Source organism: Kitasatospora sp. NPDC059327, assembly GCF_042752535.1.
GTDB lineage: Bacteria > Actinomycetota > Actinomycetes > Streptomycetales > Streptomycetaceae > Kitasatospora.
The window spans coordinates 13,782-35,228 of record NZ_JBHYYB010000093.1; the positions used below are offsets into that span (position 1 = coordinate 13,782).

Annotated in this window: 18 protein-coding genes; 13 read left to right on the forward strand and 5 right to left on the reverse strand. The window is 74.3% G+C overall.

Annotated elements, in window-relative coordinates:
* Positions 1–36: 36 nt before the first annotated feature.
* From ACFXHB_RS35860 to ACFXHB_RS35890, 7 genes are all read left to right on the forward strand, one after another.
* Positions 37–912 (forward strand): glutamine amidotransferase, encoded by an 876-nt coding sequence (locus tag ACFXHB_RS35860; RefSeq protein WP_380579693.1) that lies wholly within the window; start codon positions 37–39, stop codon positions 910–912.
* Positions 900–1,574, forward strand: a complete 675-nt coding sequence (locus ACFXHB_RS35865; RefSeq protein ID WP_380579695.1) for a glutamate synthase — start codon at positions 900–902, stop codon at positions 1,572–1,574. Before ACFXHB_RS35860 ends, ACFXHB_RS35865 begins: the two co-directional genes overlap by 13 nt.
* A 16-nt stretch (positions 1,575–1,590) precedes the next feature.
* On the forward strand, positions 1,591–2,910 hold the full coding sequence (locus ACFXHB_RS35870; RefSeq protein WP_380579697.1) for an FMN-binding glutamate synthase family protein: 1,320 nt from the start codon (positions 1,591–1,593) through the stop codon (positions 2,908–2,910).
* Positions 2,907–4,013 carry an FAD-dependent oxidoreductase gene (locus ACFXHB_RS35875; protein WP_380579699.1) on the forward strand — a complete coding sequence of 369 codons (1,107 nt, stop codon included), beginning with the start codon at positions 2,907–2,909 and terminating at the stop codon, positions 4,011–4,013. Before ACFXHB_RS35870 ends, ACFXHB_RS35875 begins: the two co-directional genes overlap by 4 nt.
* 49 nt (positions 4,014–4,062) lie before the next feature.
* On the forward strand, positions 4,063–4,686 hold the full coding sequence (locus ACFXHB_RS35880) for a helix-turn-helix domain-containing protein (protein ID WP_380579701.1): 624 nt from the start codon (positions 4,063–4,065) through the stop codon (positions 4,684–4,686).
* 100 nt (positions 4,687–4,786) lie between these two features.
* Positions 4,787–6,082: an ammonium transporter gene (locus ACFXHB_RS35885; protein ID WP_380579703.1), complete on the forward strand. Its 1,296-nt coding sequence runs from the start codon at positions 4,787–4,789 to the stop codon at positions 6,080–6,082.
* Between the two features lie 249 nt (positions 6,083–6,331).
* Positions 6,332–7,909, forward strand: coding sequence for an amino acid permease (locus ACFXHB_RS35890; protein WP_380579705.1), 1,578 nt, complete (start codon positions 6,332–6,334; stop codon positions 7,907–7,909).
* A 25-nt stretch (positions 7,910–7,934) separates the two neighbouring features.
* Here ACFXHB_RS35890 and ACFXHB_RS35895 read toward each other — a convergent pair whose 3' ends face one another.
* On the reverse strand, positions 7,935–8,615 hold the full coding sequence (locus ACFXHB_RS35895; protein ID WP_380579707.1) for a TetR/AcrR family transcriptional regulator: 681 nt from the start codon (positions 8,613–8,615) through the stop codon (positions 7,935–7,937).
* Positions 8,616–8,771: 156 nt separating this feature from the next.
* Here ACFXHB_RS35895 and ACFXHB_RS35900 point away from each other — a divergent pair, with 156 nt between their 5' ends.
* The 4 genes from ACFXHB_RS35900 to atzF are packed head-to-tail and all read left to right on the forward strand — an operon-like array spanning position 8,772 to position 15,527.
* A complete protein-coding gene (locus ACFXHB_RS35900; protein WP_380579709.1) occupies positions 8,772–9,614 on the forward strand; it encodes an urea amidolyase associated protein UAAP1 in 843 nt (280 codons plus the stop codon).
* Positions 9,611–10,264: an urea amidolyase associated protein UAAP2 gene (locus tag ACFXHB_RS35905; RefSeq protein ID WP_380579711.1), complete on the forward strand. Its 654-nt coding sequence runs from the start codon at positions 9,611–9,613 to the stop codon at positions 10,262–10,264. The genes ACFXHB_RS35900 and ACFXHB_RS35905 overlap by 4 nt, the downstream gene beginning before the upstream one ends.
* Positions 10,261–13,860: an urea carboxylase gene (gene uca / locus ACFXHB_RS35910; protein WP_380579713.1), complete on the forward strand. Its 3,600-nt coding sequence runs from the start codon at positions 10,261–10,263 to the stop codon at positions 13,858–13,860. The genes ACFXHB_RS35905 and uca overlap by 4 nt, the downstream gene beginning before the upstream one ends.
* A complete protein-coding gene (atzF, locus tag ACFXHB_RS35915; RefSeq protein WP_380579727.1) occupies positions 13,860–15,527 on the forward strand; it encodes an allophanate hydrolase in 1,668 nt (555 codons plus the stop codon). The genes uca and atzF overlap by 1 nt, the downstream gene beginning before the upstream one ends.
* A gap of 187 nt (positions 15,528–15,714) precedes the next feature.
* On the opposite strand, the gene ACFXHB_RS35920 is transcribed toward atzF, so the two are convergent.
* The 3 genes from ACFXHB_RS35920 to ACFXHB_RS35930 all read right to left on the reverse strand — a co-directional run bounded on the left by ACFXHB_RS35920 (position 15,715) and on the right by ACFXHB_RS35930 (position 19,067).
* Complete coding sequence (locus ACFXHB_RS35920; RefSeq protein WP_380579715.1) at positions 15,715–16,974, reverse strand: pyroglutamyl peptidase; 1,260 nt, start codon at positions 16,972–16,974, stop codon at positions 15,715–15,717.
* Between the two features lie 252 nt (positions 16,975–17,226).
* Positions 17,227–18,384 carry a sensor histidine kinase gene (locus ACFXHB_RS35925; protein ID WP_380579717.1) on the reverse strand — a complete coding sequence of 386 codons (1,158 nt, stop codon included), beginning with the start codon at positions 18,382–18,384 and terminating at the stop codon, positions 17,227–17,229.
* Entirely contained in the window at positions 18,381–19,067 is a 687-nt protein-coding gene (locus ACFXHB_RS35930; RefSeq protein WP_380579719.1) for a response regulator transcription factor, read from the reverse strand. The genes ACFXHB_RS35925 and ACFXHB_RS35930 overlap by 4 nt, the downstream gene beginning before the upstream one ends.
* 203 nt (positions 19,068–19,270) lie before the next feature.
* Here ACFXHB_RS35930 and ACFXHB_RS35935 point away from each other — a divergent pair, with 203 nt between their 5' ends.
* Entirely contained in the window at positions 19,271–19,900 is a 630-nt protein-coding gene (locus ACFXHB_RS35935) for a M15 family metallopeptidase (protein WP_380579721.1), read from the forward strand.
* Positions 19,901–19,971: 71 nt separating this feature from the next.
* Positions 19,972–20,955 carry an endonuclease/exonuclease/phosphatase family protein gene (locus ACFXHB_RS35940; RefSeq protein WP_380579723.1) on the forward strand — a complete coding sequence of 328 codons (984 nt, stop codon included), beginning with the start codon at positions 19,972–19,974 and terminating at the stop codon, positions 20,953–20,955.
* A 213-nt stretch (positions 20,956–21,168) separates the two neighbouring features.
* On the opposite strand, the gene ACFXHB_RS35945 is transcribed toward ACFXHB_RS35940, so the two are convergent.
* Positions 21,169–21,348 carry a hypothetical protein gene (locus tag ACFXHB_RS35945; RefSeq protein ID WP_380579725.1) on the reverse strand — a complete coding sequence of 60 codons (180 nt, stop codon included), beginning with the start codon at positions 21,346–21,348 and terminating at the stop codon, positions 21,169–21,171.
* Between the last annotated feature and the right edge of the window lie 99 nt (positions 21,349–21,447).

A 21,447-nucleotide genomic window follows, 5' to 3' on the forward strand; every position in this document is an offset into this window, starting at 1 on the left:
GTCTTCCGCTTCTGCCACTTCCTGAAGGGACTTGAGATGTGCGGAATCGTGGGGCTCCATCTGCGCGAGCCCTCGCTCGAACCCCGGCTCGGTGAGCTGCTGGCCGCCATGCTGGGACAGGTCGTCGAACGCGGGCCGGACTCGGCCGGTGTCGCGGTCTACGGCGACCCGCGCCTGTCCCCGCCGGGCCGGGCCGTGGTCTCGCTGCTCGGTGTCACGCCGGCCGAGGCGCGGGCCGCGCTGCCGGGCGCGGTGGCCCTCGGGGCCGACGCCACCACGGTCGTCCACGCGGACCTCTCCGTCGCGGGGCTGCTCGCGTCCGTCGCGGAGGCGCTGCCGCGGGCCACCGTCATCGGCTCCGGCACCGGTATGGCCGTGCTCAAGGGCACCGGCGATCCCGTGGAGCTGGCCGAGTCCTTCGGGCTCGCGTCGGTCACCGGCCGGCAGGGCGTCGGGCACACCCGGATGGCCACCGAGTCCGCCGTGACGCCCGAGGGCGCCCTGCCCTTCTCGGTCGGCCCGGGCCAGTGCCTGGTGCACAACGGCTCGTTCGCCAACCACGCCACCATCCGCCGTGAACTGCGCGCCCGCGGCGCGGTGTTCGACAGCGAGAACGACTCCGAGGTCGGCGCCCGCTTCATCGCGCACCAGCTCGCCGAAGGCGCCGACCTGGAGACGGCGCTGCGGCGGCTGTGCGAGCGGTTCGACGGCTTCTACACCCTGCTGGTGTCCACCAGCGACTCCTTCGCCGTCGTCCGCGACGCCATCGCCTGCAAACCGGCCCTCGTCGCCGAGACCGACGGGTGGGTCGCGATGGCCTCCGAGTACCGGGCCCTGGACGTCCTGCCGGGCATCGACAAGGCCCGCATCTTCGAACCCGAACCGGAAGAGGTGTACCTGTGGCGACGCTGATCGACCTGGCCGAGACCCCGGTGCGGGAGCTCAACCGGGCCCTGCACACGCCCACGGCGACGGCCTGGCGCGTCCTCAATCCGCGCGGTGCCCACGCGGTGGCCTGCGGCATCCGGGAGGAACTCACCGTGGACGTCCAGGGCCACGTCGGCTACTACTGCGCGGGAATGAACCAGCGCGCCACGGTCACCGTGCACGGCAACGCCGGGACCGGAGTCGCCGAGAACATGATGTCCGGCATGGTGCGCGTGCGCGGCAGCGCCTCGCAGTCCGCCGGCGCGACCGCCCACGGCGGTCTGCTGGTGATCGAGAAGGACGCCGCCGCCCGGTGCGGGATCTCCATGAAGGGAGTGGACATCGTGGTGGGCGGCAGCGTCGGCCACATGAGCGCGTTCATGGGCCAGGCCGGCCGGCTGGTGGTCTGCGGCGACGCGGGCGACGCCCTGGGGGACTCCCTCTACGAGGCGCGGATCTACGTCCGCGGCACGGTCAAGTCGCTGGGCGCGGACTGCGAGGAGAAGGAGATGCGGCCCGAACACCACGCCGAGCTGGCCGAGTTGCTGGCGGCGGCCGAGCGGGAGGAGGACCCGGCGGACTTCCGCCGGTACGGATCGGCCCGTGAGCTCTACCACTTCAAAGTCGACAACACGGCAGCGTACTGAAGGAGTTCGAAGAAGCATGGAAGCCGTACCGCCCGGCCTGCGCGAGTCCGCGACCTTCGACCGCGCCACCATCCACGCCATCCAGCGAGCCGCCGAGACCGGCATCTACGACATCCGCGGCGGCGGCGCCAAGCGCGCGCTCCCGCACTTCGACGATCTGCTGCTGCTCGGCGCCTCCATGTCCCGCTACCCGCTGGAGGGGTACCGCGAGAGCTGTGGCACCGACGTCACCCTGGGCGCCCGGCACGCCGCGTACCCGTTGCGACTGAGGACACCCGTCACCATCGCCGGCATGAGCTTCGGGGCGCTGTCCGCCCAGGCCAAGGAGGCCCTGGGCCGCGGTGCCAGCGAGGCGGGCACCTCGACGACCACCGGCGACGGCGGCATGACCCCCGAGGAACGCGGCCACTCCAAGCACCTGGTGTACCAGTACCTGCCGTCCCGCTACGGCATGAACCCCGACGACCTGCGCGCCGCCGACGCCATCGAGATCGTCCTCGGCCAGGGCGCCAAGCCCGGCGGCGGGGGCATGCTGCTCGGCCAGAAGATCACCGAACGGGTGGCCGGCATGCGGACGTTGCCCGTCGGCATCGACCAGCGCAGCGCCTGCCGCCACCCCGACTGGACCGGCCCCGACGACCTCGCCATCAAGATCCTCGAACTGCGCGAGATCACCGACTGGGAGAAGCCGGTCTACGTGAAGATCGGCGCGACCCGGACGTACTACGACGTCAGGCTCGCCGTCCAGGCCGGCGCCGACGTGGTGGTCGTGGACGGCATGCAGGGCGGCACCGCCGCCACCCAGGACGTCTTCATCGAGCACGTCGGCATCCCCATCCTGGCCGCCCTGCCCCAAGCCGTCCGGGCCCTCCAGGAGTTGGGCGTCCACCGGGAGGTCCAGCTGATCGTCTCCGGCGGCATCCGCAGCGGCGCGGACCTGGCCAAGGCGCTCGCCCTGGGCGCGGACGCCGTCGCCATCGGCACGGCCGCGCTGATCGCCCTGGGCGACAACCATCCGAAGCACGACGCCGAGTACCGCCGGCTCGGCTCCGCGGCCGGCTACTACGACGACTACCAGGACGGCCGCGACCCCGCCGGCATCTCCACCCAGGACGAGGAACTCGCCGCCCGCCTCGACCCGGTGGAGGCCGGTCGCCGACTCGCCAACTACCTCCGCGTGATGACGCTGGAGGCCCAGATCCTCGCCCGCGCCTGCGGCAAGGCACACCTCCTCCACCTCGAACCCGAGGACCTGGTCGCCCTCACCGTCGAGTCCGCCGCGATGGCCCGGGTCCCGCTCGCCGGCACCCGGTGGATCCCCGGGGAGGGCCTGTGATCGCCGTCGTGGGCGCGGGCCTGATGGGCGCCGCCACGGCCTGGCAACTGGCCCGCCGCGGCCACCAGGTCACCCTGATCGAGGCGTACGACATCGGCCACGAGCACGGCAGTTCGCACGGCAGTTCGCGGATCTTCCGACGCGCCTACGCCGACCCCTTCTACGTCGGCCTGACCGGCAGGGCGGCCGAGCAGTGGCGCGAACTCGAACACGACAGCGCGACCCCCCTGCTGCGCACCACCGGTGGTCTCGACATCGGGAAGGGGCGTGATCCGGCGGGCCTGGCCGCCGTGCTGGGCGCGGCCGGAGTGCGCTGCGAGCTCCTCAGCGGGCCGGCCGCCGCGGAGCGCTGGCCCCAGATCAGCTTCGAGGGGCCGGCGCTGTACCACTCGGACGCGGGCGTGATCGACGCGGACCGCGCCGTCGCGGCCTGTGTGCGCAGGGCGGTCGAGCACGGCGCGGACACCTGGACCGGCGTACGCGTCACGGGCATCGAGGTGTCGGACGCCGTGGTGCTGCGCACGGACGACGGACGTGAGCTCACCGCCGACACGGCGGTGATCGCCGCCGGTGCGTGGCTGCCCGGCCTCGAACTGCCGCTCGGGCTGCCCCCGCTGACGGTCACCCAGCAGCAGGTGTTCCACTTCCGGCAGCGCGAGCCGTCCGCGGCGTGGCCGGTCCTGGTCTCCAAGGACGCGTCGGCACAGGTCTTCGGCCTGCCCTCCGGTGAGGACGGCGGTCCGCTCCCCGCCGTCAAGGTGGCCGAACACGACCGCGGCACCCGCACCACGGCCACCACCCGCACCGGCCTCGTCGATCCGGCCTCGCGCGAGCGGGTGAGCGGGTTCGTCCGCGCTCGGCTCCCCGGCCTGGATCCCGAGCCGGTCGCCGGGTCGACCTGCCTCTACACCACCACCGAGGACGACGACTTCGTGCTGGACCGGCACGGCCCCCTCGTCATCGTCTCCGCGTGCTCCGGTCACGGGGCGAAGTTCGCCCCGACGGTCGGCGCGATGGCCGCCGACCTCGCCACCGGCCGGGCCCGGCCCCACCCCCGCTTCCGTCTGGACCGCGCGGCGCGGCGCCGGACGGCACGGGCGTAGGACCGGAGCGCACGGCCTGGGACCGGACCGAACGGCATAGGATGCGCCGGTGACCGAGCGCGCCGAGCACCCCGAACCCGCAGCGGACCCCGACGACACGGCCCTGGAGCGCGTCATCGCGGTCCGGGCGCGCGGGTACCGGCAGGCGGCCGGGCTGTCGGTCGGTGAGATGGCGCAGCGGGTCGGCATCTCCAAGGCCATGCTGTCGAAGATCGAGAACGCCCAGACCGCGTGCAGCCTCACCACGCTCTCCCGGCTGGCGCGCGGTCTGGGCGTCCCGGTCACCGCCCTCTTCCGGGGCATGGACGACGAACGCGAAGCCGTCTTCGTCCCGGCCGGGCACGGGGCCCGCATCGTCCGGCGCGGTACCCGCGTCGGCCACGAGTACGCCCAGCTCGGCTCCCTGCGGGGTGCGCACAAGCGGATGGACGCCCTGCTGGTCACCCTCACGGAGTCCAGTGAGGTCTTTCCGCTCTTCCAGCACGCCGGGACCGAGATCATCTACATGCTCGAAGGCGTCATGGTCTACGGCCACGGGAAGTCCCGCTACACCCTGCGCCCCGGCGACGCCCTCCAGTTCGACGGCGAGGCCCCGCACGGCCCGGAGAGGCTGGACGAACTCCCCATCCGCTTCCTGACGGTGACGGCCTTCGGGGACAGCCCCCAGCACTGAAACCCGGCCTTAATCGGCTGCGGAGAGATTCGTAACGCACCCCGTGTCTACTGCCGTGAAACTCAGTTTCCTTCTGCTGGACTCTCTGTGGAGCGTGCGCATGGACACCGGAAGTACCGCCTGGATTCTCGCGAGCACGGCACTCGTCTGTCTGATGGTGCCGGGCCTCGCGCTGTTCTACGGGGGCATGGTCGCCGCGAAGAGCATCCTCAACATGATCATGATGACCTTCGGGTCGGTGGCCCTGGTGGGCTGCGTCTGGGTGCTCTACGGCTTCTCGGCCGCCTTCGGCGACTCGATCGGCGGCGCCGGGCTCCTCGGTGACGTCACCGAGTACCTCGGCCTGAGGGGTGTGACGGCGGACGACCCGGACGCCGTCATCCCGCTCTCGGTCTTCGCCGCCTTCCAGGCCCTCTTCGCGGCCCTCACCGCGGCCCTGATCTGCGGCGCGATCGCCGACCGCATCAAGTTCGGCGCCTGGATGGCCTTCACCGGCATCTGGGTGACGCTGGTCTACCTGCCCGTCGCCCACTGGGTCTTCGCCTTCGACGGGAAGGACGTCGTGGGCGGCTGGATCGTCAACCGGCTCGGCGCCGTCGACTTCGCCGGCGGTACGGCCGTCCACATCAACTCGGGTGCGGCGGCCCTGGCCGTGATCCTCGTCCTCGGTAGACGCATCGGCTGGCAGAAGAAGGGTGGTCAGGCACGGCCGCACAACCTCCCCCTGGTGATGCTCGGCGCGGGCCTGCTGTGGTTCGGCTGGTTCGGGTTCAACGGCGGCTCCGCGCTGACCTCCGGCAACACCGCCTCGGTCGCCGTGCTGAACACCTTCACCGCCACCTGCTCCGCGATGCTCGGCTGGCTCCTGGTCGAGAAGCTCCGCTACGGCCACCCCACCAGCCTCGGCGCCGCCTCCGGTGCGATCGCCGGCCTCGTCGCGATCACCCCGTCCTGCGGCGCGGTCTCCCCGCTCGGCGCCCTCGCCCTCGGCGCCGTCGGCGGCGCGGTGTGCGCCCTCGCCGTCGGCCTGAAGTACCGGTTCGGCTACGACGACTCCCTCGACGTCGTCGGCATCCACCTCGTCGGAGGGCTCACCGGCACCCTGCTGGTCGGGGTCCTGGCCACGGCGGACGCCCCGAACGCCGTCGACGGCCTGCTCTACGGCGGCGGCCTCTCGCTCCTCGGCAAGCAGGCGGTCGGTGCGCTGTCCGTACTGGCGTACTCCTTCTGTGTGACCTGGCTGATCGCCAAGATGCTCGACATGACGATGGGTCTGCGGGTGCGCCCCGAGGTGGAGCAGGAGGGCGTCGACGTCCACCTGCACGCCGAGAGCGCCTACGACCTCACCCACTCCCCGAGCGCGGCCCCGGCCGCCGGCCCCGCCGTCACGGGGTAGGGCGGGCCCCGAGGGGGGCGCGGCCGGTGGGGCCGTCCGGGCAGCGACCCGGACGGCCCCACCGGCCCGCTGCCGTCCGCGCCCGCCTCCGCCGCCGGGCCGTGCGGGAGCGAGCACCGGGGGAGCGAGGGGCCGAGAGAAGTCACTTACGGGCGGGACACGGGCGCGACACACGGCGGAAACCGGCTGTCCCTAATTTCTATCACCTGACAGGAATCTCAGGTTCCGCCTCCGTGACAGGGGACAACCATGACCGTGACCTCCAGACCCACCTCCTCGGCCCCGCCCGGCGCGGCCGAGGACGACTCGCTCGCCGCGTTCGGCTACCCACAGGAGCTGCGGCGCCGGATGGGCAGGTACGCCTCCTTCGCCGCCGGTTTCTCCTTCATCTCGGTGCTGACCACCGTCTTCCAGTTCTTCTCCCTCGGCTACTCCTTCGGCGGACCGCTCTTCTTCTGGACCTGGCCCGCCGTCCTGCTCGGCCAACTCCTCGTCGCCGCCTGCTTCGCCGAGCTCGCGGCCCGGCTGCCCATCGCCGGGGCGATCTACCAGTGGTCGAGCCGGCTCGCCGGCCCGGCCTTCGGCTGGTACGCGGGGTGGATCATGGTGATCGGCCGGATCGTGGTCGTGGCCGCCGCCGCGCTCGCGCTGCAGGTCGTCCTGCCGGCCATCTGGTCCGGCTTCCAGCTCGTCGGCGGCGACCCGTCACCCACGACGACCACCGGCGCCGCCAACGCGGCGGTCCTCGGCCTGATCCTGCTGACGCTCACCACCGTGCTCAACGTGCTGGACAACCGCGCGCTGTCGGCGGTCAACATGATCGGTGTCACCGCCGAGATCGCCGGCGTCGCCCTGATCGTCACCCTGCTCGCCACCCACGCGGAGCGCGACCCCGGCATCGTCCTGCGGACCGGCGGCGAGGGCGGCCTGATCGCCGGACTCCTCGTGGGCTCGTTCACGGCCGCGTACGTCCTCATCGGGTTCGAGAGCGCGAGCGAGATGAGCGAGGAGACCGTCAACCCGCGGCGCACCGCCCCCCGGACGACGTTCAGCGCCCTCACCACCTCCGGCGTCTGCGGCGGGCTGCTGCTGCTCGGCGGGCTGCTCGCCGCCCCCAGCCTCACCGACGGACGCCTGGCGACCGAAGGGTTGAGCTACGTCCTCACCAGCACCCTCGGCGACGGCCTCGGCAAGGTCCTCCTCGCCGACGTGGCGCTGGCCGTCTGCGCGGCGACCCTGGCCATCCAGACCTCGGGGACCCGCATGCTCTACTCGATGGCCCGCGACGGCGTCCTGCCCGGATCGGCCCGGCTGGCGCGGGTGCCCCTGCGGACCGGCATGCCGGGCACGGCGGCGGTGGTGGTCGGCCTGCTCGCGGGCGGGCTGCTGCTGCTCAACCTCGCCTCGCCGCAGGCGTTCCTGGCGATCGGCACCACCTGCATCGCGCTGGTGTACCTGGCGTACGCGATGGTCACCGGCCCGATGCTGCTCCGGCGGCTGAAGGGCGACTGGCCACCGCCGGCCGACGGTGAGCGCGACGAGCTGGGCCGACCGCTGTTCTCCCTCGGTCGCTGGGGACTGCCCGTCAACGCGCTCGCCGTCGCCTACGGACTCTTCATGACGGTCAACCTCGCCTGGCCGCGCGCCGAGGTGTACGACCCGCAGGGCGGCCACTGGTACTTCCAGTGGTTCACCGTCCTGACCGTCGGCGTGACGGTCGCGGTGGGGGCGGCGTACCGCTGGTACAGCCGCCGGGGCGCCACCGCCGCGACGGAACCGGGCCGTGAGAGCGGGCCCGCGCACGAGAGCGAGACCCTGTCGACCTGAGCCGCCGGGAGCGCCGGCCACCCGGTCAGGCACCAGCCGCGAGGAGCCGCTGCCCCTCGCGGCGCAGCCCTGCCAGGGAGCGCTGCGCCACACCCGCGACCCGCAGCGCCGCGTCGGCCGTCGCGACCGCGAGCGCTCCCGGATCGCGGTCGGCGCGCCGGATGAGGATCACGCTCTCGGTGAGGCCGAAGAGCAGGTCCGTGCGCAGCGTCAGCTCCGCCGCGCCGAGCGCCGCGCCCGCCGCGGTGGCGGCCAGCAACTCCTGGTAGAAGTCCTTGAGTTCCGACCGGACCCGGTGGAACGCGGCGAAGCGCTCCGCCCGCACCTCGGGCAGCAGGTACAGCGCTCCGAGGTTGTGCGGACCGCCGCACAGCAACGCGACGTCGGAGTGGCACAGCGCCCACAGTCGCGCCTCCGGGGGCGCGTCCGTCCGGGGCGCGAGCCCGCGCGCCACGTCGAGGGAAGGGCGGACGGTGCCTTCCAACAGCTCCGCGAGGATCTCCTCCTTGCCGGCGAAGTAGTGGTACAGGGACGCCTGCCGCAGGCCGGCCCGCTCGGCGATCGTCCGGGTGGAGGTCGCGGTGTACCCGTGGGTGGTGAACAGCTCGGCCGCCGCGCCCAGGACTTCGTCCCGCGGGTCCAGGCCGCTCGCGGGGCGCTCGTGGGCGCGCGGGCGGCCGACTCTCCTGCTGGTTGGCGTGTTCACTCCTCGATCCTCGCACAGGGCCGGCGGCCGCCCCGGGCCCCGGTCCACCGTGAGATTCCGGTAACCGACCCGAAACGCCCGGGCAATGGGCGCGAATCGCCCGCTCCTTAATTTCTGTCGAACGACAGAAATCAGTCCCGGACCGGAGGTCGATCCATGGCGACAACGTCAACGACAGCGTCGGCGTACGGCGCGCGCGACCACGCCCGCGCCCAGGAGGGCACCCGGGTCGACGCCATGCCCGTCCTGCCCGCGAGCACGTGGCCGACGCCTCCGGAGGGCGTCGCGGCCGCGGACCTCGTGTGGGCCGAGACGGTGGCGGGCGGCGGCTACACCCACGCCGTCCTCGCCCGCGGCACCGGGCTGCGACTGACCGACCTCACGGGCGACGCCTGCGCGCACCTGCTGCTCCACTGCGCCGACCGCCCCTGGGAGCGGTTGAACGTGGCCGACACCGTGAAGGTGCTCTGGAACGCCTACCTCGGCGAAGGCCACCTCCTCCTGTCCGACCAGGGCCGGGTGCTCGCCTCCGTCGTCGCGGACACCTCCGGCCGGCACGACGCCCTCACCGGCACGTCCACCCTCGCGCGCAACACCCGGCGGTACGGGGACGGGACGGCGCACTCCGCCTCGCCCGCCGGGCGCGAGCTGTTCAAGCTCGCCGCCCTGAAGCACGGCCTCGGCCCGCGCGACCTCCCGCCCTCCGTCTCCTTCTTCCAGGGCGTGCGGATCGCCGAGGACGGCACCACCGGGTTCACCGGCTCCGCGGGCCCCGGCGCGGCCGTCACCCTCCTCGTCGAGCAGGACGTCACCGTCCTGATCGCCAACGTCCCGCACCCGCTGGACCCGCGCCCCGCGTACCACTGCGGGGACCTCCAGGTCCTCGCGTTCCGGGCGTCGCCGACCCGGCCCGGCGACGCCCGGTGGGACGCCACCCCCGAGGGCCGCCGCGCCTTCCTCAACACCGCGGCCCACCTCACCGCCCGGGGGATCTCATGACCGGCACCGCCCGCCCCGGCCGCGTCGTCTCGGACGACACCGTGCCCGCCCGCGCCGCCTGGTCCGCGACCGTCCGCGCGGGCCACCTGCTGACCGTCACCGACCTGCACGGCAACCAGGCCGTGGACTTCCTCCTCTACGACGCGCACGACACCTCCCTGCGCTACAGCGCCCCCGACACCGTCCAGGCCCAGGGCTCCGTCTTCCTGACCACCGGTTCGGTGCTGCTGTCCGACGAGCACACCCCGCTGATGACCGTCGTCGCCGACACCTGCGGCCGCCACGACACCATCGGCGGCGCCTGCTCCAAGGAGTCCAACACCCTCCGCTACGGCCACCACACCTGGTCGCAGCACGCCTGCGTGGAGAACTTCCTCGCCGAGGGCGCCCGGCACGGCCTCGGCAAACGCGACCTGGTCTCCAACATCAACTGGTTCATGAACGTGCCGGTCGAGAAGGACGGCACCCTCGGCATCGTCGACGGCATCTCGGCCCCGGGACGGCAGGTCGTCCTGCGCGCCGAGACCGACGTCCTCGCGCTGGTGTCGAACTGCCCCCAGATCAACAACCCCTGCAACGGATTCGCCCCGACGGCCGTCCGCATGACGATCACCGCACCGGGCGCGCGCGACGAGGACGGCCCACGATGACCTTCGACACCCTGCTGGTCGCCAACCGCGGCGAGATCGCCGCCCGCGTCATCCGCACCGCCCGCCGGCTCGGCCTGCGCACCGTGGCGGTCTACTCCGACCCGGACCGCGGCGCCGCGCACGTCCGGCTGGCCGACGAGGCCGTACGCCTCGGCCCCGCGCCGGCCAAGGAGTCCTACCTCGACGCCGAGCTGGTGCTGAGGGCCGCCGAGGCCACCGGCGCCGGAGCCGTCCACCCCGGCTACGGATTCCTCTCCGAGGACGCCGCCTTCGCGCGCCGCTGCGCCGAGGCCGGCGTCGCCTTCGTCGGCCCCACCCCCGGACAGCTCGAACTGTTCGGCGCCAAGCACACCGCGCGCGCCGCCGCGCAGGCGGCCGGCGTGCCCCTCGCCCCGGGCACCGGGCTCCTCCCCGACGTGGGCGCGGCGCTCGCGGCGGCCGAGGAGATCGGCTACCCGGTGATGCTCAAGGCGACCGGCGGCGGTGGCGGCATCGGCATGCGGGCCTGCCACGACCCGGCCGAACTCGCCGGCGCCTGGGAGCGGGTGCAGCGCGTGGCGGCGGCCTCCTTCTCCTCCGCGGGCGTCTTCCTGGAACGGCTGGTGGAGCGGGCCCGCCACGTCGAGGTGCAGGTCTTCGGGGACGGGCTCGGCCGGGTCGTCACCTTCGGCGACCGCGACTGCTCGCTCCAGCGCCGCCACCAGAAGGTCCTGGAGGAGGCCCCCGCGCCCGGACTGCCGGACCGGATCCGCCGCCGACTCGCCGCGTCCGCGCGGGACCTGTGCGCGTCGGTGGACTACCGCTCGGCCGGCACGGTCGAGTTCGTCTACGACGCGGTGCGCGAGGAGGCGTACTTCCTGGAGGTCAACACCCGCCTCCAGGTCGAGCACCCGGTCACCGAGGAGATCTACGGCATCGACCTGGTCGAGTGGATGCTGCGGCTCGCGCAGGGCGACACCGCCGTCGTCACCGAACCCCCGGCCCCGCGCGGACACGCCGTCGAGGCGCGGGTCTACGCCGAGGACCCCTCGCGCGACCACCGCCCGAGCGCGGGCCTGCTGACCCGCGTCGACTTCCCGGCGGGCGTCCGCGTCGACACCTGGGTCGAGACCGGCACCGAGGTCACCACCGCGTACGACCCGATGCTCGCCAAGATCGTCGCCTACGGAGCCGACCGCACCGAAGCCCTGGACCGGCTCGGCACGGCGCTCGCCGCCACCCGTCTCGACGGCATCGAGACCAACCTCGGCCTGGTACGGGCCGCGCTCCGGGACGGGGACGTCCGCTCCGCCCGTCACACGACCGCGTCCCTGGCCGCGATCACCGACCCGACGCCGCGCATCGAGGTCGTCGCCCCCGGCACCCTGACCACGGTGCAGGACTGGCCCGGTCGCACCGGCTACTGGCAGGTCGGCGTCCCCCCGTGCGGACCGATGGACGACCTGTCCTTCCGGCTCGGCAACACCGCGCTCGGCAACGACGAGGGCGCCCCCGGCCTGGAGTGCACCCTCCAGGGGCCAGCCCTGCGCTTCACGCACACCACGACGGTCTGCGTCACCGGCGCCCCCGCCCAGGTGCGGGTCGACGAGTCCCCCGTGCCGCAGTGGGAGCCGGTCACCGTCGCGGCCGGACAGACCCTCCGGGTCGCGGCCCCCGACGAGTGGGGCCTGCGCACCTACGTACTGTTCGCGGGCGGGCTGGACGTGCCGGAGTACCTGGGCAGCGCGGCCACCTTCACCCTCGGCCGGTTCGGCGGACACGGCGGCCGCGCCCTGCGCGCGGGCGACGTCCTGCACGGCGGCGAGGCCCGCGCCGCGACCCCCGCCCGGGCCTCGGCCGTCCCCCTCGGCCGCCGGCCCGCCTTCGGCCGGCAGTGGGAGCTCGGCGCCGTCGAAGGCCCGCACGCCGCACCCGAGTTCTTCACCGAGGACGACATCCGTGAGTTCTACGCCGCCGACTGGAAGGTCCACTTCAACTCGGCGCGCACCGGCGTCCGCCTGATCGGCCCCACCCCGCGCTGGGCCCGGCCCGACGGCGGCGAGGCGGGCCTGCACCCCTCCAACATCCACGACACGCCGTACTCGGTCGGCGCCGTCGACTACACCGGTGACATGCCCGTCCTCCTCGGCCCCGACGGGCCCTCCCTCGGCGGCTTCGTCTGCCCGGCGACGGTCGTCACCGGGCAGCGCTGGAAGCTCGGCCAGCTCCGGCCCGGCGACACGGTGCGCTTCGTCCCGGTCAGCCCGGCGGCCGCCGCCGAGCTGCGGCGCGGCCCCGCCGTGACACCGCGGGCCGACCGCGACCCCGTCGTCGACGGCGGGGTCCTCGCCCGCCTGGAGGCGACCGCGGACCGCCCGGCGGTCACCTACCGGCGCAGCGGCGACGACAACCTCCTCGTCGAGTACGGGCCCATGCAACTCGACCTGGCGCTGCGCATGCGCGTCCACGCGCTCCTGGAGGCGCTCGCCGCGCTCGACCTGCCCGGAGTCGTCGACCTGACCCCGGGTATCCGCTCGCTCCAGATCCAGGCCGACGCCGACGTGCTGGCACAGGACGAACTCCTCGGCCTCCTGCGGCGCGTGGAGGAGGAGCTGCCCGCGACCGACGACCTGGTGGTGCCGAGCCGGGTCGTCCACCTCCCGCTGTCCTGGGACGACCCGGCGACCCGCGAGGCCATCGACCGGTACGTGGCGGGAGTGCGCGACGACGCCCCGTGGTGCCCGTCGAACATCGAGTTCATCCGCCGGGTCAACGGCCTGGCGACGGCCGACGACGTGTACCGCACCGTCTTCGACGCCGAGTACCTCGTCCTGGGTCTGGGCGACGTGTACCTCGGCGCGCCGGTCGCCACCCCGCTGGACCCGCGGCACCGGCTGGTGACGACCAAGTACAACCCGGCCCGGACCTGGACGGCGGAGAACTCCGTCGGCATCGGCGGCGCGTACCTCTGCGTCTACGGCATGGAGGGCCCCGGCGGCTACCAGTTCGTCGGTCGCACCACCCAGGTGTGGTCCGGCTGGCGCCAGCGCGGCGCCTTCGAGCCGGGCCGGCCGTGGCTGATGCGCTTCTTCGACCGGATCAGGTGGTACCCGGTCGGCCCGGACGAACTCCTGGAGCTGCGCGCGGACATCACCTCCGGCCGGTTCGTGCCGGTCGTCGAGGAGGGCACCTTCTCGCTCGCCGAGTACCGGGCCTTCCTCGACGGGAACGCCGCGTCGATCGCCGCGTTCCGGGCCCGGCAGAGCGCCGCCTTCGGCGCCGAGCGCGACGCCTGGGAGGCCGCCGGCGAGTTCGACCGCGCCGACCCGGCCACCGAGTCGGCGCCGCCGCCCGCGGACATCGCGGTGCCCGACGGCGGCCGCCTGGTCGAAGCCGAGTTCGCCGCGTCCGTCTGGCAGGTCAACGTTCGGGTCGGCGACCGGGTTTCGGCGGGTCAGCAGCTGGTGGCGCTGGAAGCGATGAAGATGGAGGCACCGGTGCGGGCCGCCGGCGACGGCGTCGTCGCACAGGTCCTCGTCCAACCGGGCAGTCAGGTGGAGGCGGGCACCGCGCTCCTCGTCCTGGCCGCCGTCGAGACCGCGGAGGTGCACGCGTGATCAGCGCGCTGGAACGGGTCCGGGCCGCGTACGCCCGCATCGCGGAGGTGGACCGGCCCGAGGTGTGGATCGCCTTGCGTCCCCGCGAGGACGTGGAGGCGGACGCCGCCGCGGTCGACGCCCGACAGGCCGCGGGCGAGCGCCCGCCGCTGGCCGGCACGGTGTGCGCGGTCAAGGGCAACATCGACGTGGCCGGGCTCCCGACCACCGCGGGCTGTCCCTCGTACGCCTACGCGCCCAAGACCGACGCCCCGGTGGTGGCACGGCTGAGGGCGGCGGGCGCGGTGGTCCTCGGCACCACGAACCTCGACCAGTTCGCGACCGGCCTGGTCGGCACGCGCAGCCCCTACGGCGCGGTGCGCAACGCCGTCGACCCGGCGTACGTCTCGGGCGGCTCCTCGTCCGGCTCGGCGGTCGCGGTCGCGCTCGGCATCGCCGACTTCGCGCTCGGGACGGACACCGCGGGCTCGGGCCGGGTACCGGCGGCGTTCAACGGCGTCGTCGGCCTCAAACCGACCTTCGGCCTGGTCCCGACCGAGGGCGTCGTGCCGGCCTGCGCCTCCCTCGACTGCGTGACCGTCCTCGCCCGCACCCTCGCCGAGGCCGAACGGGCCCTGTCCCTCATGTCCGCGCCCCCGGCCCGCACGCTCCCGCCGCTGGAGCAGCGCCGCCCCGGCCCGTGGCGGATCGCCGTCCCCGCGCCCGGGCGGCTCGGCGAGCTGGACCAGGGCTGGGCCGAGGCGTTCGGGAAGGCCGCGACCCGGCTCGCCGACGCGGGTGCCGAACTCCTTCCCCTCGACCCGGCGCCCTTCATCGAGGCGGCCGCGATGCTCTACGAGGGCGCCTTCGTCGCCGAGCGCTACGCCGCCGTGGGGGCCTTCCTCGACGCTCACGCGGGCGCGGCCGACCTCGATCCGACGGTGGCCGGGATCATCTCCGGGGCCCGCGACATCCCGGCCCACCGGCTCTACCAGGACCGCGCGAAGCTGTCCGCCCTCCACACCAGGGCGCTGGCGGCGATGGGCGACGCGGACGCGGTCCTCCTGCCGACGACCCCGGGGCACCCGACCCTCGCCGAGGTCGCCGCCGACCCCCTGGGCACGAACGCCCGCCTCGGCCGGTTCACCAACTCGACCAACCTCTTCGACATGGCGGCGGTCGCCGTCCCGGCCGGCGAGGTGAACGGGCGGCCGTTCGGCGTCATGCTGATCGGCCCGGCGTTCACGGACGAACGACTCGCCCGCGTCGCCCGGCTGCTCACCGCCCCGCCGGTGCGACTCGCCGTGGTCGGCGCGCACCTCAGCGGACAGCCCCTGAACGGACAACTGCTCGCCCTCGGCGCCCGGCTGGTGCGGCCGACCACGACCGCGCCCGCCTACCGGCTGTACGCGCTGGACACCGTCCCGCCCAAGCCGGGCCTGGTCCGGACCCGCGAGGGCGGTGCGGCGATCGAGGCGGAGGAGTGGCAACTCTCCGCCGAGGCACTCGGCACGCTCCTCGCGAAGCTGCCCCGCCCGATGACGCTCGGCACCGTGGAACTCGCGGACGGCACCTTCGTGACCGGATTCCTGTGCGAGCCGCAGGCGCTGGAGGGGGCCCGCGAGATCACCTCCTACGGCGGCTGGCGCGCGGCGCTCGCCCGCACCGGGGGGCCGGGGCCGGCCTGACGCACCGCCGCCGCGGCGGACACGCACCTGCCCGCACGGTCCCGCTCCGGCGTCCGCCCCGCGCTCGTCGGTGGGTGTCGATCCTCTGCCGCGCACGGGACTCGTCCGTCACGTCCCCCGTTCCGACAGGTCCGGACGAAGCGACCCGCGCCGGGGCGGGGCCGCCGCGCGCCACGGGGGAGGGACCTCAGGGGGTGGCGTGGCGGAGGATGTCGAGGACCTCGTCGGTGATCGCGGCCTCGTTCCGCTCCAGGTCCGGGCCGGTGAGCTGGTCGGAGCTCGCGGGGAGGCCGGTGAGGACGGGAGTGTGGAGGTGCCCGCCGGGCAGCCGCGGGGCGAGGTCGAGTCGCAGCCGGTTGGAGCGGTAGGCCACCTCGTTGGACAGGTACCCGCCGCCACCGCCCTCGACGGCCCGGGAGCCGGGGGTGGGCCCGTCCTCGCGGTCCACCGGCGCGTCCGCGCCGGCGGGGATCTCGGTGACGGTGGTGTTGAGCGCCACGGGGTACGGCTGTTGGACGGCGGTCATGGCCGAGGCCGGCAGGGTGGTCGGGATGAACTCGGGACCGGGGCCGAGGCCCGGAGCGGTCACCGGGTGCTCCCGGGTGCCGCCGGAGAGCGCGCCGGTGTTGTCGGGGTACGGGTCGGCGGAGCGGGCCCGGCCGGCCCAGGCCTCCACGGTGAACAGTCCGGGGTAGCCCTGGCTGACGGTGGTGATCTGGTCGGCGGAACGGGGGCCGGGGGAGAGGCGCGGGCCGAAGGCGCGCTCGACGATGCCGAGGTCGAAGTCGGCGTAGCGGACGGGGAGCAGGACGGCCCGGATCTCGGCCCGGGTGCCGTCGGCCAGGGTGATCCGCAGACCGTTCAGCCGCAGGGCCGCCGCACCCGAGGGGTTGGCACGGCGGAGTTCGCCGTCGAGGCCGAAGGGGTCGAAGCCGCTGACGAACACCCGCCGCAGGCCGGGCGTGCCGCTGAACTCGTTGTCCAGCAGCCCGCGGGAGGCGTCTTCGAACCGGGCCCGGAGGGCGCCGGTGTCGGCGGGGAAGGCGGGCCGCCACTGGGCGAGGCGGACGGTCATGGCGAGCCGGGTCCAGTAGAGGGGGCGGTCGTCCCGGGCGGGCAGGTCGCCGCCGGGGCGCCGCTCCTGCGCGCGGTCCACCGCGGCCCGCCAGAGCGCCCGGCCCCAGGAGTCCACCAGGGACCGGGCCTCGGCGGCGTTCCGGGTGGAGCACAGGGCGGCGGGGAAGCGGGCGACGAACTCGCCGAGGTCGGCCCGCTCGGTGAAGGCGGCCGTCCTCGGGTCCGCCAGGCGGGCCTGCTCGGCGTCGGGGCGCGGGGCGGGGGCGGTGTCGCAGGCGGGCCGGCTCCGGGCCGTCGCGACCCCCGGGAGCAGGGGCACCGCGAGCGCGCCGACGAGACTCGCGACCAGGGCGTAGCGGGTGATTGTCATGAACTCTGACACTACATCCGCTCCTGATGATCCACCAGATCGTCTCGGTGGGAGCGGAGTTGGGGCGTGGTGCGGAGGCCGACGCGCGTGTGCTCTCCGGAAGGGCGCCCGGCGCCGGCGGCGGCGACCTTGGCCCCGAAGAGGCAGTGGTCCACCCGCGCCTCGTCCACGACGAGCCGGTGGCCCGCACCGTCGGTCGGGATCGGGGACGTCGGCCGCCCCGCAGGTCCGGAGGTACGGCGTCGGATCACCTCACCGGGCGCCGTCCCGGGGTGCCGCGCCCCCGTCCGCGGGCAGGTCGAGGGTCACGGTGAGGCCGCCGTCCGGGCCGGGGGAGAGCCGGAGCTCGCCGTGGTGGGCGGTGGTGACGGCGGCCACGATGGTGAGGCCGAGACCGTGGCCGCGCCGGGCGGGGTCGGTGGCGGCGGTGCGGCCACGGGCGCGGAGGAAGGGCTCGGTGAGGGTGGCCACGGTCTCCGGGGCGAGCGGGGGACCGGTGTTGCTGACGGTGAGCCGGACGCGGTCCGGGTGGTGGCGGTCGGGGCCGGTGCTGACGGTGACGGAGCCGCCGGTGGGGTGGTTGTGGCGCAGGGCGTTGTGCAGGAGGTTCAGCGCGGCCTGACGGAGGAGGACCGGACTGCCGGTGGTGGGCGCGGGGTCGAGCGCGGCGGTGACCGTGATGCCGTGCGTGCGGGCCTCCTCCCGGACGGTGGCCAGGGCCTCCCGGACGGCGGTGGCCAGGTCGGTCGCGATGAGGTCGGGCGGGGTCCGGTCGAGGGCGGCGAGCTGGAGCAGCGCCTCACTGATCTCGATGCCGCGTTGGTTGGTGTCCTGGAGGCGGGTGACCAGACGGCCCCAGTCCTGGCCGGCCGGGTCGGCGGCGGCGACCTGGAGCATGGTGCGGGTGATGGCCAGCGGGGTGCGCAGCTCGTGCGAGGCGTTGGCGGCGAACCGCTGCTGCGCCTCGAAGGAGCGCTGGAGGCGTTCCAGCATCTCGTCGAAGGCGTCGGAGAGCTCGGTGAACTCGTCCCGGGGGCCGCTCAGGGCGACCCGGTGCTCCAGCGCCCCGTCGGCCGCCCGCCGCGCGGCACCGGTGAGGTCCTGGAGCGGCCGCAGGACGCGCCCGGCGATGAACCAGCCGCCGGTGAGGCCGACGGCCGTCATCAGGGCCAGGGCGTAACCACCCGCCCGGAGGAGGGAGTCGAGGATCTCCTGGCGCGACGGCGCGTCCGAGCGGTAACGCGGGTTGGAGGAGGTCAGCGGGTAGTTGGGGACGTACTTCATGGCGACGTAGATCACGGCCAGCGACAGCACCCCGGCCGCCAGCGTGAAGAGCGTGTAGCTGAGCGTCAGGCGCATCCGGGCCGTCAGGCGCCGCGGCCGGGGCCTGGCGCCGGTGGACGGGTTCACCGGGTGTCCTCGTCCTCGGGGGCCGGCTCGCCGAAGCGGTAGCCGACGCCGGGGACGGTGTGGATGACCCAGGGGTGGCCGAGGCGTTTGCGCAGGCTGGAGATGGTGATCCGGACGGCGTTGGTGAAGGGGTCGGCGTTCTCGTCCCAGGCCCGTTCCAGCAGTTCCTCGGCGCTGACGACACCGCCCCGGGCGGCCATCAGGACCTCCAGGACGGCGAACTGCTTGCGGGGGAGCGCCACGTAGCGCCCGTCGCGGTAGACCTCGCGGCGGAACGGGTCCAGCCGCAGGCCGGCCTGTTCCAGGACCGGCGGGGCGGAGCGGGCCGGGCGGCGGGCCAGGGCGCGCAGCCGGACCACGAGTTCGGCGAGGTCGAAGGGCTTGGTCAGGTAGTCGTCGGCCCCGAGCCCGAAACCGTCGACCTTGTCGTCCAGACGGGCGGCGGCGGTGAGCATCAGGACCCGGCAGCCGAGACCGCGCTCGACGATGATCCGGCAGACCTCGTCCCCGTGCGTGCCGGGGATGTCCCGGTCGAGCACGACGACGTCGTACACGTGGACGCCGAGCCGTTCGAGCGCGGCGTCGCCGTCGCCCGCCACGTCGGCGGCGATCGCCTCCAGCCGCAGTCCGGCCTGGACCGCCTCGGCGAGGTAGATCTCGTCCTCCACCACCAGGACCCGCACGCGCCGCTCTCCCGTCTCTGTCCGCCGACGACCGCCGGCGGCGGTGGTCGTTCGTCACACGACGGAACCGCAGGGGACCCCGTCGGACTCCATTGGACCCCATCGGGCGTATCGAAAACGTATCGGCCCGCGCGAACACCCCCGCAACATCGCCTCCCGTCGAATGGCTCCCGACAACGGACCGACGACACCGGGAGGCTGGGATGGACGCGGAGCTCAGGGAGCGGACGGAGTACCCGCGAGGGCCGGTGGTCGGCGCGCGACGGCGCCGCGGCCGGTTGGTCGCGGGCGCCGTCGCGGTCGTCGCGCTGGCCTCGGCAGGGGTCTGGGCCGCCGGCCCGGGAACGGCCGGCCTGCGCGGGATCACGGCGATGATCAGCGGTGCGTCGCCGGGGGCGGCGGAGGACGGGGCGATCCCCGACGGGACCAGGCTGAGCCCCTTCGACACCGAGGCCCCGGCCGTCCGCAAGCTCGACGGCCCCCTGCTGGCGGCCCTGCGGCAGGCCACCGTCGACGCCCGGGCCAACCGCGTCGAGATCACCGTCACCTCCGGCTGGCGCAGCCGGGACTACCAGCAGCGGCTGCTCGACCGCGCGGTGGTCGAGCACGGGACGCTGGAGCGGGCCCGGCAGTTCGTGAACACGCCCGACGCCTCCACGCACGTGACGGGCAAGGCGGTGGACGTCGGCCCGACGGACGCGGCGTACTGGATGGCGCAGTACGGCGCCCGGTACGGGCTGTGCCAGGTGTACGCCAACGAGGTGTGGCACTACGAGCTGCTCACCACCCCGGGTGGGACCTGCCCGGCCCAGCTGCCGGACGCGGCCGGATGACGGCGGACACCGTTGCGGCGCGCACCCGGACGTCCGGTGCCGGGGCCGAAGCCGAACCTGCTGGGGCCGACATGCCGAGGCCCGTGCCGCCGAAGGCCGCCTGGCGGCGAGGACGGCTCCCCGCCGGTCTCGGCGTCCTGACCGCGCTCGCCCTCGCCGGGCACCGGCGGCTGCCCGACCCGGGCATCGGGCTGCGGAGCCTGTGGGAGAGCCTGCTGCCGTGGAGCGCGGCACCGGCGGTGGGCCTGCTGCTCTGGGCGGCGGTACGCCGGGCCCCGGCGGTTGCCGTCGCGGCCGGCGCGCTCGCGGCGGTCTGGGCGGTGCAGTTCGGCCCGCTGCTGGTGACCGGCCCGCTGCTGGTGACCGGTCAGGGCCGGCAGGCCGGGGACGGCCTGACGGTGGTGACCCACAACGTGCGCGCCGACAACCGGGACCAGGCCGGAACCGCCCGCGCCCTGCTGGCCGCCCACCCGGACCTGGTGGCGCTGGAGGAGGTGACCGGGCCGGCGTGGCCCGCGTACCAGGCGGTGCTCGGCGCCGAGCTGCCCCACCACTTCCGCTCCGGAACCGTCGGACTGTGGAGCCGGTACCCGCTGGCGGAGGCCGGGCGGCTGGTCATCGACCCGGGGTGGAACCGCTCGCTGCGGGCCGAAGTTCGTTCCCCGATCGGCCCGTTGGCGGTCTACGTGGCCCACCTCGGCTCCGTCCGGCCGACCCTCACCGGGTTCGCCACCGCCCACCGGGACCGCGACCTCGCGGCGCTCGGCCGCGCCCTGGACGCGGAACCCCTGCGCCGGGTGGTCCTGCTCGGCGACCTCAACGCCGCCACCGACGACCACGCCCTGGCCCCGCTCACCGAGCGGCTGACCCCCGCCCGCGGCGGCTTCGGCTTCACCTGGCCGGCCGCCTTCCCGCTCGCCCGGATCGACCACCTCCTGACCCGCGACCTGTCCGCCACCACCTGGACCCTGCCCGCCACGGCCAGCGACCACCTCCCGCTGGCGGGAACGATCCGCGCCCCGGCCCCGTCCGGGAGCGACCGCGGCTCGCCGTAGTCGCCGCTGTGGACGAGGGCCGGAGAAGTGGTGCGCGTGCGGCCGCCCGTAGACCTGGTCGACCTGGTCACGGTCCGAAGAGCCGGGCCGGGACACCCTTGGATCAGGGCCGCGAGGGCTTCACGGCCCTGATCCGACCACACTGGTGGCGTGCCGCGTCCTCCTACCTGTGGGGTCCCGAGCCGAGCCCGGGACCCGGCTCGGTCCGTGACCTCAGTCGACGGGAGCCGTGATGTACGCGGCCACACCGGTCCGGCGCGCGGTCTCCAGCGCGCGCACCAGGTCGTACTGCGAGGCCGGTACGATCCGCTGCCACTCCGCGATGCTCTTCACGGCGTAGTCGGTGTGCTCCCTCGGATCGAGAACGATGGCTTCGATCTCGCTGTCCGTCATCACTCGTGAAGTAGGCCGCCGGCGAGGTGCCTCTGGGTGAGGTCCTTTTCCGGCGGCCCCTTCCCGAACCGGGCTTGCGGCTTTCACCGCACCCGGCTC

Excerpts from the sequence above, each read along its gene's own strand:
- ACFXHB_RS35860 (WP_380579693.1), top strand. The coding sequence starts at position 37 with ATGTGCGGAATCGTGGGGCTCCATCTGCGCGAGCCCTCGCTCGAACCC.
- ACFXHB_RS35870 (WP_380579697.1), top strand. The coding sequence starts at position 1,591 with ATGGAAGCCGTACCGCCCGGCCTGCGCGAGTCCGCGACCTTCGACCGC.
- ACFXHB_RS35885 (WP_380579703.1), top strand. The coding sequence starts at position 4,787 with ATGGACACCGGAAGTACCGCCTGGATTCTCGCGAGCACGGCACTCGTC.
- ACFXHB_RS35890 (WP_380579705.1), top strand. The coding sequence starts at position 6,332 with ATGACCGTGACCTCCAGACCCACCTCCTCGGCCCCGCCCGGCGCGGCC.
- ACFXHB_RS35900 (WP_380579709.1), top strand. The coding sequence starts at position 8,772 with ATGGCGACAACGTCAACGACAGCGTCGGCGTACGGCGCGCGCGACCAC.
- ACFXHB_RS35905 (WP_380579711.1), top strand. The coding sequence starts at position 9,611 with ATGACCGGCACCGCCCGCCCCGGCCGCGTCGTCTCGGACGACACCGTG.
- uca (WP_380579713.1), top strand. The coding sequence starts at position 10,261 with ATGACCTTCGACACCCTGCTGGTCGCCAACCGCGGCGAGATCGCCGCC.
- ACFXHB_RS35920 (WP_380579715.1), bottom strand. The coding sequence starts at position 16,974 with ATGACAATCACCCGCTACGCCCTGGTCGCGAGTCTCGTCGGCGCGCTC.
- ACFXHB_RS35935 (WP_380579721.1), top strand. The coding sequence starts at position 19,271 with ATGGACGCGGAGCTCAGGGAGCGGACGGAGTACCCGCGAGGGCCGGTG.
- ACFXHB_RS35940 (WP_380579723.1), top strand. The coding sequence starts at position 19,972 with ATGCCGAGGCCCGTGCCGCCGAAGGCCGCCTGGCGGCGAGGACGGCTC.
- ACFXHB_RS35945 (WP_380579725.1), bottom strand. The coding sequence starts at position 21,348 with ATGACGGACAGCGAGATCGAAGCCATCGTTCTCGATCCGAGGGAGCAC.